The sequence below is a fragment of the Microterricola gilva genome, from assembly GCF_004217495.1.
Taxonomy (GTDB): Bacteria; Actinomycetota; Actinomycetes; order Actinomycetales; family Microbacteriaceae; genus Microterricola; species Microterricola gilva.
On sequence record NZ_SHLC01000001.1, the window covers coordinates 3,001,891 to 3,017,328 of the forward strand.

14 protein-coding genes are annotated in these 15,438 nt (G+C 68.9%); 6 read left to right on the top strand and 8 right to left on the bottom strand.

The features are described 5' to 3' along the window. Window positions 1-33 precede the first annotated feature (33 nt). The 3 genes from EV379_RS13930 to EV379_RS17260 form a co-directional block, all read right to left on the bottom strand. Complete coding sequence (locus tag EV379_RS13930; protein ID WP_130506668.1) at window positions 34-1,134, bottom strand: LacI family DNA-binding transcriptional regulator; 1,101 nt, start codon at window positions 1,132-1,134, stop codon at window positions 34-36. 459 nt (window positions 1,135-1,593) lie between these two features. Continuing rightward, a complete protein-coding gene (locus tag EV379_RS13935; RefSeq protein ID WP_423203265.1) occupies window positions 1,594-2,967 on the bottom strand; it encodes an MFS transporter in 1,374 nt (457 codons plus the stop codon). A 144-nt stretch (window positions 2,968-3,111) separates the two neighbouring features. Then, complete coding sequence (locus tag EV379_RS17260; protein ID WP_165397374.1) at window positions 3,112-3,288, bottom strand: hypothetical protein; 177 nt, start codon at window positions 3,286-3,288, stop codon at window positions 3,112-3,114. A 303-nt stretch (window positions 3,289-3,591) separates the two neighbouring features. Between EV379_RS17260 and EV379_RS13940 the strand changes: the two genes are divergently transcribed. The 6 genes from EV379_RS13940 to EV379_RS13965 are packed head-to-tail and all read left to right on the top strand — an operon-like array spanning window position 3,592 to window position 9,967. Continuing rightward, window positions 3,592-5,298, top strand: a complete 1,707-nt coding sequence (locus EV379_RS13940) for an ABC transporter substrate-binding protein (protein ID WP_130506669.1) — start codon at window positions 3,592-3,594, stop codon at window positions 5,296-5,298. Further along, complete coding sequence (locus EV379_RS13945) at window positions 5,282-6,214, top strand: ABC transporter permease (protein ID WP_165397375.1); 933 nt, start codon at window positions 5,282-5,284, stop codon at window positions 6,212-6,214. The genes EV379_RS13940 and EV379_RS13945 overlap by 17 nt, the downstream gene beginning before the upstream one ends. Next, window positions 6,211-7,197 carry an ABC transporter permease gene (locus EV379_RS13950; RefSeq protein WP_130506671.1) on the top strand — a complete coding sequence of 329 codons (987 nt, stop codon included), beginning with the start codon at window positions 6,211-6,213 and terminating at the stop codon, window positions 7,195-7,197. Before EV379_RS13945 ends, EV379_RS13950 begins: the two co-directional genes overlap by 4 nt. After that, on the top strand, window positions 7,190-8,212 hold the full coding sequence (locus EV379_RS13955) for an ABC transporter ATP-binding protein (protein WP_130506672.1): 1,023 nt from the start codon (window positions 7,190-7,192) through the stop codon (window positions 8,210-8,212). Before EV379_RS13950 ends, EV379_RS13955 begins: the two co-directional genes overlap by 8 nt. Beyond that, window positions 8,209-9,108: an ATP-binding cassette domain-containing protein gene (locus tag EV379_RS13960; RefSeq protein WP_130506673.1), complete on the top strand. Its 900-nt coding sequence runs from the start codon at window positions 8,209-8,211 to the stop codon at window positions 9,106-9,108. The genes EV379_RS13955 and EV379_RS13960 overlap by 4 nt, the downstream gene beginning before the upstream one ends. A 10-nt stretch (window positions 9,109-9,118) precedes the next feature. Beyond that, on the top strand, window positions 9,119-9,967 hold the full coding sequence (locus tag EV379_RS13965; RefSeq protein WP_165397376.1) for an alpha/beta fold hydrolase: 849 nt from the start codon (window positions 9,119-9,121) through the stop codon (window positions 9,965-9,967). On the opposite strand, the gene EV379_RS13970 is transcribed toward EV379_RS13965, so the two are convergent. From EV379_RS13970 to EV379_RS13990, 5 genes are all read right to left on the bottom strand, one after another. After that, complete coding sequence (locus tag EV379_RS13970) at window positions 9,954-10,913, bottom strand: LysR family transcriptional regulator (protein WP_130506675.1); 960 nt, start codon at window positions 10,911-10,913, stop codon at window positions 9,954-9,956. The genes EV379_RS13965 and EV379_RS13970 overlap by 14 nt on opposite strands. A 130-nt stretch (window positions 10,914-11,043) precedes the next feature. Next, complete coding sequence (locus EV379_RS13975; protein WP_130506676.1) at window positions 11,044-12,393, bottom strand: heparan-alpha-glucosaminide N-acetyltransferase domain-containing protein; 1,350 nt, start codon at window positions 12,391-12,393, stop codon at window positions 11,044-11,046. A 96-nt stretch (window positions 12,394-12,489) separates the two neighbouring features. Continuing rightward, window positions 12,490-13,482: a cyclase family protein gene (locus tag EV379_RS13980; protein WP_130506677.1), complete on the bottom strand. Its 993-nt coding sequence runs from the start codon at window positions 13,480-13,482 to the stop codon at window positions 12,490-12,492. Then, on the bottom strand, window positions 13,479-14,918 hold the full coding sequence (locus EV379_RS13985) for an APC family permease (RefSeq protein ID WP_242616388.1): 1,440 nt from the start codon (window positions 14,916-14,918) through the stop codon (window positions 13,479-13,481). The genes EV379_RS13980 and EV379_RS13985 overlap by 4 nt, the downstream gene beginning before the upstream one ends. A gap of 116 nt (window positions 14,919-15,034) precedes the next feature. After that, window positions 15,035-15,415 (bottom strand): nuclear transport factor 2 family protein, encoded by a 381-nt coding sequence (locus EV379_RS13990; RefSeq protein ID WP_130506678.1) that lies wholly within the window; start codon window positions 15,413-15,415, stop codon window positions 15,035-15,037. Between the last annotated feature and the right edge of the window lie 23 nt (window positions 15,416-15,438).

Consider the following 15,438-nt stretch of genomic DNA (forward strand, 5'->3'; position numbering starts at 1 on the left):
GCACGGAGCATGCGCCCAGCGCGCCGGCGAGGGTCAGAACGCGGGCAGGCCCGTCGACGCGCGCACGATGAGCTCCGGCACGAGCAGACGGCTGCCGGCGACCTCGGTTTCCGCGACCGATTCGGTGTCGGCGGCGAGGGGCGCCGCGGCATCCGCGGTCTTATCGCTGTGCGCGCCCGAGCGGCGGCCGATGTCGGTGATCAGGCGTTCGACGCAGCGCCGGCCGAGCTCGGCGAAGTCCTGCCGCACGGTGGTGAGGGGCGGGGCGAAGTGCGCGGCCTCCGGGATGTCGTCGAAGCCCACGATGCTGACGTCGCGCGGAACGTCGAGCCCCGCATCGCGCACCGCGTGCATGAGCCCGAGCGCCATCTGGTCGTTCGAGGAGAAGATCGCGGTGAAGTCGCGCACGCTGAGCAGCTCGCGCCCGGCGTAGTAGCCGAAGTCGGCCGTCCAGTCCCCCAGGATCGGCGCGGTCGTTGACACCTCGCTGTCCGACATCTCCCGCAGGAATCCGGTCATCCGCGCCTCGGCCTCGATCCAGTCCTGCGGGCCGGCGAGGTGGTAAATGTGGCGGTGGCCGAGCTCGATCAGGTGCCGGGTCGCCAGCCGGGCGCCGGTGATCTGGTCGACGGCGAGGGTGTTCCCGTCGAAGCGCCCGCTGGACTGCAGGGTGACCAGCGGCACGTCGATGGCGAACTCGCCCAGGATGTCGAAGACGCGCACCTGGGGGGCGATGACGACGATGCCCTCGACCGCCTGTGCCATGAGGTGTTCGATCGCGCCGGTGATGGCTTCACGGTCGGCGCTGACGATGTTCGCCGTGTTGATGTAGTACCCCTGCGCGCGGGCGGCGACCTCGATCGCGGCGATGCTGCTGGCCGGGCCGTACTGCGAACTGGATGCCGACAGCACCCCGATCGTGCGCGAGCGGCTGGTGACCAGCGCCCTGGCCGCGCGGTTCGGCCGGTACTGCAGCTCGTCCATGACGGCGAGCACGCGCGCCTTCGTCTCCGGCCGGATGCTCGGGTGATGGTTCAACACCCGCGACACCGTCTGGTGGGAGACTCCCGCCAATCGCGCGACATCGCGAATACTCGGAGCCCGCCCCCGGCTGCCTTCGTCTGTCACGGTCATCCCGTCTCTGCGATGTAAGAACCTGCGATGTCTGCACTCGATGTGTACGTTCACATGCGATCGCGCACGTCAATTATGCACCCCGCGCAGCTTTGTGACTGTCACATGTGTTCCTGTCACATCCGCGCGTGTTCCTGTCACATCGGCGCGTGTGACAGGCACATCCGCGTCAGGACGCGGGCGCGGCCCTACGGGAGGTGGTCGGCGGGAGGTGATCGGCGCGGCTGGCGGCTTAGTCTGCCTGGTCGGCGGCTTGGTCGGCGCGGTCGGCGGATGCCGTGCACTCCCGTGGCCCGGTCGGCGCGGTCGGCGGATGCCGTGCACTCCCGTGGCCCGGTCGGCGCGGTCGGCGGATGCCGTGCACTCCCGTGGCCCGCACTATTCGCGCGGGCCCGGGAAATACCACGGGCCCCTGCAATTCTCGCGGGCCGGGAACTGGCGCACGTCGGGCCGCCCGTCTCAGCCGAGCGGCGCCGTGACGGCTGCGCGCCTGCTCACGAGCACGGCGACCAGCCAGAAGCCGCCCGCCAGGGCGAAGCAGCCAACAAACGGCACCACACCGCCGAACGGCGAGAGCAGCACGAACACGATTCCGGCCAGCGCGATGGCGATGGCTGCGCCGATGCCGTCGGAGATCGCGATCGCCGAGCTGTTGAAGCCCTGATCGGCCTCGCTCGAGGACTGCAGCGTCATCACCGAGGTGCGCGGGTACATGATTCCCATGCCGGCGCCGGCGAAGCCCCACGCCACGATCAGCACGAGCGCGGGCAGTGCAAGCGTGACGGCGGTGACCGTGATCGCGAGGGAGGCGCCGAGCAGGGTCAGCCCGATCCGGAGGCAACGGGCGTGCGAGAGCCGCTCGGCGTAGCGGCCCTGGATCTGCGCGGTCACGGCCCAGGCGAGGCCGCCGAGGGTGAGCGCGAGGCCGGCCATCGAGGCGGTGAGCTCGTAGCGTTCGGTGAGGATGAGGGGGACGTACACCTGGGCACCGAAGAAGGCGCCGGCGATGAGGCCGCGCACGAGCACGGTGGCGGGCAGGCCGGCGGCCGCGCGGAGGGCGCCGACTGGGAGCAGCGGGCGCAGCGCGATCGCGAGCACGACGACGGCGAGCACTGGCAGCGTCCAGAGCACCCAGCCGGCGGCCTCCGCGCTGAGGTTCAGCACGAGCACGGCGGCGGCGGCCAGCACAGCCCAGAGAATGCGGGCGATGTTCCAGGGGGCGACGGGTGCGTCGGCATCCGCTTCATGGATCATGCCGCGGAGCGCGGGCACGACCATCGCCAACGCCGGGATCACCAGCGCGACGACGCCGAGGAACACCCAGTGCCAGCTGGCCGCATCGGCGACGACCCCGGCGACGAAAGGTCCGACGAGGGAGGGCACGACCCAGGCCGCCGAGAAGCCGGCGAAGATGCGCGGCTGCAGGGCGTGCGGGTAGACGCGCGCCACGATCACGTAGAGCGCAACGGTGAGCCCGCCGCCGCCGAGGCCGTGAATGAGGCGTCCGGCGACGAGCACCTCCATGCTCGTCGCGGTGCCAGCGAGCACGAGCCCGATGGCGAACAGCGCGACGGAGGCGTAGAGCGGCGCCTTCGGCCCGCGCCGGTCGGCCCAGTTGCCCGCGAGCACCATGCCGACCACGCTCACCGCGAGCGGGCCGGCGAAGGCGAGCGCGTAGAGCGAGAGGCCGTCGAGCTCGGTGGCAATCAACGGCATGACCGTGGTCACGGCGAGCGACTCAAATGCCGCAAGAAGAATAAGTACGCACATGCCGATGCTGATCCAGCGATACTCCGGGCTGAGCACACTCGCGGGGCGCGTCGGGGCGTCGATTCGCGCGGATGCCGGCGCCGAGTGCGTCGCGGGCGTTGCGGCCGTCGCCGCCACTACGCTCTCCACGGCCGGGTTCGGTGTCGACGGGTCATGGGGCTCGGTGGGGTCTGTCTCGCGGAATGGCACGTCTTCGAGCCTAGGACCTCAACCGTGCTTGAGATCAAGCGCGGCGGCGACGGCAGGACTGGACATCGTGTCGGCCCGTGAAAAAGACATGCCGATCGCGCGCTCAGCGTTGGCGAGTTGGCGGCGCACAGCGAGGCGGGCGTCTGTTGAGCGAGTCTGGGCGCGCTCGGTCCACCCGTCGCCTGATGCGTTCATGCAGTAACGCTTGGGGCTTTTCGAAAAGGGTGCAATGATGGCCGCCGTGATGTGTCGTCTCCTCGATGCGTCGACGCGGCGAGAGGCCCGGAATTCCGGGGATCTCAGCCGGTCATATCGGATGTGCGAGCCACAGAGCGGCACCGCTGCCGCTGGCCTCCCCAAACAATCGTGAAGATTTTCTTCACGGTCGCGTGCAGATTTGCTCGATGGACGTGGTGATCGCCGCGCCAACAGAATGCATTCCTGAGACCAAGCTGCGGGCTCACCCCATGGGGACCCGCCTCACAGGAAGCGCGATCAATGGCGAATCGTTCACGGAAATTGTTGTTCGGAGGAGTCGCGCTCGCCGCGGTCCTCGTCATGTCCGGCTGCAATGCGAACTCGCAGCCGAGCGGCGAAGCGACGAGCGGGAGCGCGACCGCGCTCGACTCCGTTCCGAGCGGCGGCACGCTGCACTACCTCTCCAGGCGCGCGAACGAATCGTTCGAGACCGCGAGCGCCCAGATGGTTCCGACGAGCCGCCTTCGCTGGGTGCACCGTGGGCTGACTTCCTGGCAGACCTTCCCAGACAAGGACACCGTGCTGGTGCCGGACCTCGCCACCGATACCGGCAAGACGGATGACGGCGGCATGACGTGGACCTTCACACTCCAGGACGATCTCACGTTCTCCGACGGCACGCCGATCACGGCGCAGGACGTCAAGTACGGCGTCGAGCGCTCATTCGCACCGATGTTCCAGGGCGGACTCGGTTACCACAAGACGCTGCTCGAGGGCGGCACGGAGTATGACGGACCCTACGACGGCCAGGAGCTCGACTCGATCGAGGTCGTCGACGATCAGACGCTCGTCTTCCACCTGAACCGTCCGTTCGGCAACTGGCCGTGGATCGTCAGCATGCCCGCATTTGCGCCCGTCCCGGCCGCGGCCGACACCAACCCGGAAACCTACAGCGAGCACCCCGTCGCGAGCGGGCCTTACCAGATCACGAGCTTCACGAAGGGCGCGCAAGCGGTCTTCGAGAGGAACCCATACTGGAAGGCCGAGTCCGACCAGGCCCGCTTCGCCGGACCGGACAAGATCATCCTCGACATGGGTCTCAACAACGACACGATCGTGCAGCGACTCATCGACGACAAGGGCGACGACAAGAACGCGATCAGCAATGCGCTGCTCTCCCCCGCCCAGTTCCAGCGGATCGAGTCGGACCCGTCGGTGGAATCCCGCCTGGCCAACAGCGACTCCGGCTACTTCCGCTACATCGCCATGAACGTGACCCGGCCCGCCCTAGCCGACCTCAAGGTCCGCCAGGCGATCAACTACGCCATCAACAAGAGCGAACTGCAAAGCGTCTACGGCGGACCGAAGTTCGGCGGCACCATCACGTCGAACATCATGACGCCCGGCATCCCGGGATACACCCCGTTCGACCTCTACGACGGCGGCCCGACGGGCGACGTCGAGAAGGCCAAGGCGCTCCTCAAGGAGGCCGGGGCCGAGAACCTCACGCTGAACCTGGCCTACGCCGCCGACATCAGCGACATCGAGGAGAAGGAGGCGAAGAGCATCAAGAACGCGCTTGCCAAGGTCGGCATCACCATCGAACTCAACGGCCTCGACTCCGATAGCTGGTTCGAGCTCGTCTCCACCGCCGGCGGCGACTACGACCTCACCACGAGCGGCTGGGGCGCCGACTTCCCGAGCGGCATGAGCACCATCCAGCCTCTGTTCGCGTCGAGCGAGATCGGCAACGGCGGCGGCAACGCCTCGCAGTACTCGAACCCAGAGGTCGACGCGGCGATCGACGCCGCCATCTCGGAACCCGACCTCGACAAGGCCGCCGAGATGTGGGCCGCGATCGACAAGCAGATCATGGAGGATGCCCCGATCGTGCCGATCCTCGTGCAGCGCACGCAGGGACTCGCCGGATCAAACATCGTCAACTACTTCATCCCCTCCTACCCGCCGTTCGCGAACGAGCTGGTCGTCGGTGTCGTCACTCGTTGACACGAAGCGTGCGGAGGGCCGGCGTCCGTCGGTCTTCCGCCGCTTCACCCGGAAGCGCTCCGGCGTGATCGGGCTGATCATGCTCGCGGTCCCACTCGTCGCTGGATTGTGTGCGCCCCTGCTCACGGCGTTGGAGGGCCAGGATCCGTACACGTTCCACACGGAACTGCTTGACCCGAACGGCGGTCGCCCACTCGGCCCGCTCGGCGGCGTCAGCGCCGAGCACTGGCTCGGTGTGGTGCCGGTAACCGGCGTCGACCTGTTCGCGCAGATCGTCTTCGGCATCCGCTCGTCCCTGTTCATCGCCTTCGGCGCGAGCATCATCGCGATCGTGTTCGCGGCGATCCTCGGCACGGCGATGGGCTACTTCGGCGGCTTCCTGAACGCCGCAGCCGGGCGCGTCATCGACTTCATGTTCGGGTTCCCCGGGCTCATGTTCGTCATCGCGATCATGGTGATCGTTCCGCCCGAGTTCCCGCGCGAACTACTGCTCGTGCTCGTCCTCGCATTCTTCGGCTGGATCGTGCCGGCCCGCATCATCGGCGCCCAGGCAGGCGCGATCAACGCCCGCGCGTTCGTCGAGGCCGCCAGGGCGACGGGCGCACCGCCGTGGCAGATCATCCGCCGCGAGATGCTCCCCCACCTGTTCAGCCTCGTCGTCGTGCTCTTCGCGATGGCACTGCCAGCCAACGTCAGCACCGTCGCCGGCCTGTCTTTCCTCGGCGTCGGCCTGCGCGGCGACGTGCCCGACCTCGGCAAACTTCTCGCCGACTCCCTGCCCTGGATCTACAGCGGCGCGGATGTCTGGTACATGTTCTTTCCGGGAGCCGTCGTGTTCTGCATCGTCTTCGGCGCGACGCTCGCCGGGGATGCGCTGCGCGACGTCCTGGACGTGCGCACGGAGGACGCCGCATGACCACCTACATCATCCGCCGACTGTTCACCGCGATCTTCGTGCTGCTCTCGATCGCCTTCTTCACGATCGCGTTGTTCTTCGGCGCATCCAAGGATCCGGCGCGCGCGATGTGCGGCAAGCCGTGCGCGCCAGACACGCTCGCGAAGGTGCGCGCATACATGCAGACCGATCACGGCATCGTCTGGCAGTACATCGAGTTCGTGAAGGGACTGTTCGTCGGGCGCAGCTACGGCTCCGGATCCCAGGCCGTGCACTGCGCCGCACCGTGCTTCGGCTACTCATTCCCCAACCAGAGCGATGTGACGACCCTCATCGTCGAGCGCCTGCCCGTCACACTCTCGCTGACAATCGGCGCTGCGATCCTCTGCCTCGTCGTGGGCCTCGGCCTCGGCGCACTGTCCGCGATCCGCAAGGGCGGCGTCCTCGACCGCTTCTCCACCGGCTTCGCCATGCTCGGGCTGTCCGTGCCGACGTTCCTCGTCGGCCTGCTCGTCGTGCAGTTCTTCGGCTTCACACTGAACATGCTCCCGTACTCGGGGTTCGTGCCGCTGTCGGAGAATCCGAGCGAATGGCTGTGGCACCTGATCGGCCCGTGGATGGTGCTCTCGTTCATCCTGGCGGCCGGCTACATCCGGGTCACACGCACGCAACTGCTCGGCGAGCTCTCCTCCGAGCACCTCGTCGCCATGACCGCCCGCGGTGCCGCCCCATCCCGGATCAACGCCCACGCCCTCCGCGGGGTGATGATCCCCGTCGTCGCGATGTTCGCGCTCGATGTCGCCGCGCTGCTCGGAGGCTCCGTCATCGCGGAGCGAGTGTTCAGCCTGCACGGCCTCGGCGATCTGCTGCTCTCCGGTGTGAACGAATCCGATCTCAGTCTCGTCGTCGGGGTCACGCTGTTCTCCGCCTTCCTCATCATCATCGGCAACCTCGTCGCCGACCTGCTGATGCCGCTTCTCGACCCGAGGATCCGCCGTGCCTGAGCCCGTACTCCAGATCAACGAACTCTCCGTCTCCTTCGCCAGCGGCGGCGGCGACGTCGACGTCGTCCGTGGCCTCTCGGTCGACCTCGACCGTGGCCGCACGCTCGCGGTCGTCGGCGAGTCCGGCTCGGGCAAGACGATCACGGGGCGCGCGATCATGCGCTTGTTGCCGCCAGGGGCGAGCACGCGCGGAAGCATCGTCGTCGCGGGGCGCGAGATGCTGACCGCCGACGAGAATGCGCTGCGCCGGGTGCGCGGCGCCGATGTCGCCATGGTGTTCCAGGATGCCCTCTCTGCGCTCAGCCCCTACCTCAGCGTCGGGGCGCAGATCGTGCAGGCTGTCCGCCTGCACGACGCGTCCGTCTCGCGTCGCGACGCGTTCGAACGCGCCGTGGAGATGCTCGAGCGCGTGCGCATCCCGGATCCGCGCGGTGCCGCGAAACGCTTCCCGCATGAGTTCTCCGGCGGTATGCGGCAGCGGGCGGTGATTGCGATGGCACTCGTCAATCGGCCGGCGCTGCTCATCGCGGACGAACCGACGACGGCGCTCGATGTGACGGTGCAGGCGCAGATCCTCGATCTGCTGCGCGAACTCCAAGATGAGATGGGGATGGCGATGTTGCTCATCAGCCATGACTTCGGCGTCGTCGCGCGAGCGGCCGACGATGTGCTCGTGCTCTACGCCGGGCGGGAAGCCGAGTACGGCAGCCTCCGGGACATCTTCGACCGTCCGGCGCACCCCTACACGGCCGGGCTCCGCGCGGCCACTCCGCGCCTGGATGCCGGAGGCGAGCGGAAGCGGCTACAGGCGATCCCCGGCGTGCCGACCTCGCTCCGGGATGCCGGACCTGGGTGCGCCTTCGCGCCCCGGTGCGCGTTCTCCGGGCAGCTCGACGGCCGGTGCACCGTCGAGCTGCCGCTGCCCGGATTCCGAACGGCGAGCGAATCCGGCGGCGTGCACCGCGCGGCCTGCCACCTCGCTCGCCTGCCCGAGATGCAGGAGATCGCCCGATGAGCGCGGCCATCGTCGAGATGACGGACGTGACGAAGAGTTACCGCAGCGGCGGGGCGTTCGGCGCGAAGCGGAAGACGGTGCTCGCCGTCGACGGCGTCAGCCTCCGTATCGAGCGCGGCGAATCGCTTGGTCTCGTCGGCGAATCCGGCTCGGGCAAGTCGACGCTTGCCCGCATGGTGAACGGGCTCGTCCGCGCGAGCTCCGGCACCGTGCTGACGGACGGGCGGGATGTCGGCCGTCTCAGCGGGGCGGGCCTCCGCCGGCTGCGGCGCAACGTCGGCATGGTGTTCCAGGATCCGCTCGCGTCGCTGAACCCCCGGCAAACCGTGCGGCAGACGCTCGAGAACGTGTTCCGCGCCCATGGCGAGACGACGTCGACCGCCGAGCTCGTCGCCCTGCTCGACTCCGTCGGGCTCGGCGCGGACTACCTGCAGCGCTACCCGCACGAGGCGTCCGGCGGCCAGTTGCAGCGTGTCGCCGTCGCCCGAGCACTGGCCCTCAAGCCTGAGCTCATCATCGCCGACGAGCCCACGTCGGCCCTCGACGTGTCCGTACGCGCCCAGATCCTCAACCTGCTCGCCGATTTGCAGCGCGACCACGGGATCTCCTTCCTGCACGTCAGCCATGACCTCGCCGTGATCCGTCTCTACAGCGACCGCGTCGCCGTCATGAATCTCGGCCGCATCGTGGAGACGGGGGCATCCGACGAGATCTTCCTGGCCCCGAAACACCCGTACACGCGCTCCCTCGTCGAGGCGACGCCGGAGGCGGAGATCCCACCGCTGGCCGCGCCGACGGATGACGGGGCCGATGCCGCGTGCGACAATCCTCAGCATGACTCACCGAACGACCGCGACGCCGTGGCCGGGCCGGAAGCCCGCGCGGCACGAGACTGAAAGAGAACACGTGGCAACCGATCTGTTCGTCCGAGAGTACGGCCGGCCCGCACGCGATGCGCCCGCCATTCTGATCCTGCACGGAGCCGTCGAGTCCGGCGCCTGCTACGCAAATGCCGTCGCCCGCTGGGGTGATGACTACTGCATCGTCGCGCCCGACGCGCGGGGGCACGGTGATTCACCGAGTCGGCTGCCCGAGCACGACAACGTGCCGTCAACGGACGTGATGGTGCAGGATGCCATCGACATTCTCGAGGACCTGCTCGCATCGAGCGGGCGGAAGACGATCATCGTCGGGCACTCGATGGGCGCCCGCATCGCCGCGTTCGTCGCGGCGGACGCTCCGCACCTCATCGCCGGCGTCGTGCTGGAGGATCCGCCGTGGTGGGTTCCGGAAGACGGGCCGAACCCCTGGCTCAGCGTTGAGCAGACCACCCCGGACCCATTCGACTTTCGCGACACGGCGACGGTCGACGAGCTCGTCGAGATGCAGCGCGCACAGAACCCGCACTGGGCCGAGTCCGAGCTGCGCCCGCTTGCGGAGGCGATGAAGGCCGTCGACACCGACTTCATGGAGCGGCGCCTCCACGAGAAGCGGCGCATCTGGACGCCGACGGCGCGGCAGATCACGGTCGGGCCGGCCGGCGTGCCTGCCCTGCTCATCACCGGCAGCGGCGACGTCATCGTCGACAAGCACTCGCGGGAGCGGCTGATGGCCGTGGCCCCCGGCTTCGACATCGTCGTGATTGAGGGCGCTCACCACTGCATCCGGCGTGACAAGCCGGACGAGTACCATCGCCACGTCGACGCGTTCCTCCGCGAGAACGCACCGGCCGTAGGGACGGTCACTCCACGCTGAACGTGTCGGACCGCGCGAGCGGACCGTGGATCTCCGAGTCGGGCTCGGCGAGCACGGCGCGCATCGCGTCGAGTCCGGCACGGACGACGGGGTGGCCCTGGTTGTCGCGCCGCGTCGTCATGGTGACCTTGCGGAGCGGCGCGATGCCGCGCGTCGGCAGGATGCTCACCCATTCGGCATCCGTCGCCGCGAGCGCAGACTCCGGCACCAGGCAGATTCCCGCCTCGGCGGCGACGAGCGCCACGGCGGCGCGGTAGTCGTCGGAGACGTGGGTGATCGGCGGGTGGAAGCCGACTTCGGCGCACGCCTGCAGGACCATCGCCCGGCATGGGTTTCCGGGTGAGGGCATGATCCAGCCGTCCCCAGTGAGCTGGGTCAGCTCGATGCCGTCCGCCGATCCCGCGAGCGGGTGACTGTGCGGCAGCACCGCCTTGAAGCGTTCGATGTACAGCGGGAACTTCATGATGTCGGGCGAGTCCCGCTCCGGGTCAGACTGGTACTCGAGGCTGACCGTCACGTCGACGTCGCCGCGCATCAGCATCCTGTGGCTCATGTGGGCTTCCGCGTCGATGACCTTCACGTCGATGCCGGGCGCGTTGCGGCGCAGCTCGACGATGGCGGGCGCGACGACCCAGCTGATCGCCGTCGGAAACGCGGCGATGCGGAGCTGCCCGAGCACGCCGCCGGAGTGTGCCGCGAGCTCGGCCTCGGCGATCTTCAGGCGCGAGTTGATCTCTTCTGCATGCTCGGACAGGATGCGCCCGGCGGGAGTGAGAGCGAGCTTTCGCCCCGTGCGGACCACGAGCGCCTGGCCGACTTCACGTTCAAGTGCGGCGAGCTGCTGCGACACTGCTGACGGCGTGAGATGCATGGCAGCGGCTGTGGCGGTGACCGATTCCGAGAGCACGAAGGCGCGGAGAACGAGGAGTCGCCGGGGATCGATCATGTTCTCGCACGCTCCATCGCGGCTCGGCCCCAGCAACGTCGCGAGGGGGTCGCGGGCCGATCCGGGGAGGGGGTGACCCCACTCTAGATGTTCCCAGTCGCGCGATCGGTCTCCCTCGACGGCGCGGTTGCTACTGTTCAGCGCCTGCGGCCGGCGGCATCCTGCGCATGTGCTTGCTCCAGTTTTCGCGCGACCCGACGCGGGCGGCCCACGTTGCGACCGCGCTGACGAATACCTCGAGCGGACCGCGCCTGCCCAGCACCGCCAGCACCGCACCGATCACGAGCACCACCGCGACGTGCACGGCGAGGATCTGCCAGCCCAGGTACCACCACGGCAGCTCCGTGAACGAGACCGGGTCGAGCAGCATCACGATGCTCGTGGTCACCGCGACACCCAGCACGTGCACCGTATATATGGTGAGCGGCGCCGCACCCGCAGCCGATACCGGGCGCAGCGCTCCGAGCAGCCAGCGCGGCGCCCACCGGGCGAAGGCGAGCATGAGCGCGATCACGATGAGCGCGACCCCGATGCCGCGGAGCACGTCGAAGAGCGTGCCCGTGTGCGGGGCCGCTCCGAGCAGCCACCACCAGTCCCCGGACACGGGGGCGCCGTATCCGGACTCCCCGACCAGCTCCTCGAGCAGGGCCGGATCGATTCTCGGTGTTGCGGCGGTGATGGCCGCGCGCCCCCACAGCTCGAAGATCAGGCGGGACGCGCCGAGACTCACGACGGTGAGCACGATTCCGGTCACCCCGCTGCGGACGATGAACCGTCGCTCCGTCTGCTCGTCACGCCGAGCGGCCAGCAACAGCCGGGCGAGCGCCATGCCAACCAGCAGGTAGACCAACCAAGTGATGACGGGATACGTTCCGGTCACGAACACCGCGCGCACAGCCAGCGCGGGGTCGGCGAGGTCGGTCCAGGGCAGGCCACCCGCCTCCGCTGTGACGTTGAGCGAGCCGCGGACCGCGGTGGTGACGAACGGACCAACGAGCGCGATCAGTGCGGCGCTGACGAGGAGCCAGCGCACCGGCATCCGGAGGAATGGGATGGTGCAGAGCATCGCGACGCCGAAGTACACGAGCACGATGACGACGCTGACCGGCAGCATCGCGAGAGTCGCGCCGAGCACGATGACCACAACGCCGCGTGCGGCCATGGCCCAGGCGGCCGCTGCGTAGGCGCCGGCCTCGAGGTAGCGGCGGGTGGCGAGGATGACGCTGATGCCGCCGATCACGGCGAAGAGTGTCGAGGCGTTGCCGTCGACGAGGGCGCTGACCCAGGCCTGGTGCCCCGGCATTCCCGGCTGCAGCAACAGGTGCGCGCACATCATGCCGACGATCGCGAGGAAGCGGGCGAAGTCGATTCCGACGAGGCGTGCGAGCTCGCCCGTCGTGACGCCGCGTTGCGCCTGCCGCGGGGCGGGAACCGGGGCGCCGTCGACCCGCCCGGCGGGTGCGGGAGTGGGAACGGTCATGGTTCTCCGGGTGCTCGGCGGTCGCGTCGAATGCAGCGCAGCCCCATTCTGGCGGCTGAAGCTTTGCGTGCGCTCAGCGACGTCCCGACGATTCCGCTACTCGGGCAGCGTCGCGAAGGCGCGCACCGGGAACGTGCCGAAGCCTTCCACCTTCGGCGGCACCGCGGTGACGCGCGCACCGCGCGCCGGCAGTTCGCCGAGGCCGGTGAGGTGCTCGACCACGTGGATGCCGGCCTCGAGCAGCAGCGAGTGCGCCGGGCGTGCCCCGCCCGATTCCGGCTCGACGTCGTCGATGTTGAGCGAGTCGATGCCGACGAGCGCGACGCCCTGCTCCACGAGGTGCCTGGCGCCAGCCTCCGTGAGGTATGGCGCGCCGAGCGCATACTCGGGGTTGCCGAAGTGGCGGTCCCAGCCAGTGTGCAGCATCACGGCCGAGCCCGCGAGTGCGCGGTCGAAGAACACCTCGGCCGGGATGCCGCGGCTGCCGGCATCCGTGAGGTGGAAGACCTCGGCGGGTAGGTCGACGAGGGTGTCGAGCGTGAGCCCGGCCAGGTCGACGCCACCCTCGTAGCGGTGGAACGGGCTGTCGAGGTAGGTGCCGGTGTTGCCGATCATGGTGATGACGTCGAGGGCGAACTCGGTGCCCGGCGCGTACTTGTTACGGGAGTCCTCCCGAGTCAGGTGCGGGGTGATCACGGGCGCGGGCAGGCCGGGATAGGTGACGAGGCCGGCACGGATGGGGTGGCTGAGGTCGACGAGGCGGCCGGCCCGGGCCGAGCCGGTTGTGCCGGCATCCGTTGCGCCCTGCTCGGCCAGGCTGTCGGCAAGCGCGCTGCCCTCGAGCGCCTCGCTGAGCATGTCGGCGAAGGGGATGCCACGGCTGCCCTTGTGCTGTTCCCGCACGGTCTCGATGTTTGTCAGGGTGACGTTCTCGACGAGGGTGAGCCCGAGGTGGCGCACGAACAGCTCCGCCAGGCGCTGCTTCGACACCTCGCCAGACGGCAGATCGAGCCGGAAACCGTGGGCGACGAGGTCTCCCCCGTTGACGAAGGTGACGACGGCGTCGAAACTAGCGCGGTACTCGGTCATCTGCTCTCCAAGGGTGTTGCGGTGGGGGTGATTTCGACAGGCTCAATCAACGGACGGACAGGCTCAATCGGCGGGGCCGCAGGCTCAGTCAACGGGGCCCCGCTGGTTGAGCTTGTCGAAACCTGGCGGGCGCGGCGGCGTTTGACGAGTGCGACGACGATGGCCGCGAGAGCCAGCACCGCCGGAATCACCAGGTTCGGGCCGGCCAGCACGAGCAGCCCGATGGTGAGCACGCTCGACACGATCGCCATCCACCAGCCGATGCTCCAGCGGTCGAGGATCTTGACGGCCGCGATCATGCCGAATGCGTAGATCGCCGCCATGCAGCTGGTGTGCACGAGGATGAACGCGGTCAGGTCGAAGCCGTTCGCCGCCATCAACGCGTAGTAGATCGCGATGAGCACGGCGGTCACGCTGAGCGCCCGGCGCGGAACGGCTCCGTCTTCGACGCCCTTGGCCAGCCAGCGCGGAAGGTCGCCGTCCCGGCCGAGGGAGGCGCCGAGTTTGCCGAACGCACCGAGGTAGACGTTGATGACACCGAGCACGACGACACCGGCGACGATGGCGACTGCCACGGGCCCGATGCCGGGGGCAACGGCCGACACGAGGTTGATCAGCGGGACGGGGCCGTTGCCGGCATCCGGCCCGAGAACTGCGACGGTGACGATCTGCAGCAACAGGTAAGCGACGCCGACGACGACCACGGCGATGCCCGTCGCCCACGGGATCACCTTGCGCGGGTTCGCGAACTCGCCGGCGATGTGGGTGCCGACCTCCCAGCCCGCGAAGGCCCAGAGGAAGAGGCTGATCGCCGCGCCGACTCCGGCGAGGCCGTGCGGCAGGAAGGGCTGGAAGTTGGCGGGATCCGCGGCCGGGAACGACACGGCAACGACGCCGATGACGACGGCGAGGAGCAGCACGGTGAGGCCGAGCTGCACGGTGCCGGAGACGCGCAGGCCGAACAGGTTGGCGACGAACGGCGGCACCAAGATCGCGAGGCCGACGATGCCGACGGCGGAGTGATCGATGCCGAGCACCGCCACGATGTACTCGGCGCCGAGCACACCGACGACGGGGCCGCCGACGCAGACCCCGAAGTAGAACCAGTAGCCGGCGATGCGCGCCGGGGTGTTGCCGAGCGCCCGGCGCACGTAGCTGGCGACGCCGCCCGGGTCGGGGTAGCGTGCGGCGAGCGCCGCGAAGGTGCCGGCCAGCGGAATGGAGAGCAGGAACACCGCGGCGACGGCGAGGATCGAGCCGGGCCCGGCGACGGATGCCGTGAGCCCGGGCAACACGAGGATTCCGGTTCCGAGCACGGCCGCGATGTAGAGCGCAGTGCCGCGCACGAGACCGAGTGAGCCACGGTGCTCGACGACCGGCGGCGCACCCGTCTCCACGCGGGAGGCGGAAGCTGTGGGCACGGTGGTCGAAGTCACCTCCCCATCATGCCGCTCCCGCGCACCGCCGCGCGCTGGCAGAAATGACACTGTTCATACAAAAACTGCCAAGCCCGAATCGCCGAGCACGAAACTGTCGCGCGCTCCTGCGCCCGTCACTCGGACGCCGGCTCCCCACCCTTCGGCTCCTCCATCCACCACTCGGTGAAGGAGGTGGCCCGACCGTCCGGCGCCAGCTGCACCACCCAGAGGTTGTGGTAGATGCTGTCGTCGACGTAGTCGGTCTTGCCCCGGACCACGGCGGTTTCGGCGCTGACCAGCACCGGCTCCCACTCGAAGGTGACGTCATCCGGGCCGTCGCCGTTCTCGATCCACTTCGCGACGATCTCGTCGTGCCCGCGCCACGGCTGGCGGTGCGGGCGGGTGCGGTACTCGGCATCCTCGGTGAAGATCGCACGGATGTCTGCGGGGTCGTTGCTCTTCCAGGCGCGCTCGTATCCCTCGACCCAGCGCGTGATCACGTCATTGTCAGTCATGCCACAGTTCTACTCTGCACCGC

Coding starts and splice junctions, on each gene's coding strand:
- EV379_RS13990 (WP_130506678.1), bottom strand. CDS start 15,415: ATGACTGACAATGACGTGATCACGCGCTGGGTCGAGGGATACGAGCGC.
- EV379_RS13960 (WP_130506673.1), top strand. CDS start 8,209: ATGAGCGCGGCCATCGTCGAGATGACGGACGTGACGAAGAGTTACCGC.
- EV379_RS13950 (WP_130506671.1), top strand. CDS start 6,211: ATGACCACCTACATCATCCGCCGACTGTTCACCGCGATCTTCGTGCTG.
- EV379_RS13940 (WP_130506669.1), top strand. CDS start 3,592: ATGGCGAATCGTTCACGGAAATTGTTGTTCGGAGGAGTCGCGCTCGCC.
- EV379_RS13975 (WP_130506676.1), bottom strand. CDS start 12,393: ATGACCGTTCCCACTCCCGCACCCGCCGGGCGGGTCGACGGCGCCCCG.
- EV379_RS13970 (WP_130506675.1), bottom strand. CDS start 10,913: ATGATCGATCCCCGGCGACTCCTCGTTCTCCGCGCCTTCGTGCTCTCG.
- EV379_RS17260 (WP_165397374.1), bottom strand. CDS start 3,288: ATGAACGCATCAGGCGACGGGTGGACCGAGCGCGCCCAGACTCGCTCA.
- EV379_RS13980 (WP_130506677.1), bottom strand. CDS start 13,482: ATGACCGAGTACCGCGCTAGTTTCGACGCCGTCGTCACCTTCGTCAAC.
- EV379_RS13930 (WP_130506668.1), bottom strand. CDS start 1,134: ATGACCGTGACAGACGAAGGCAGCCGGGGGCGGGCTCCGAGTATTCGC.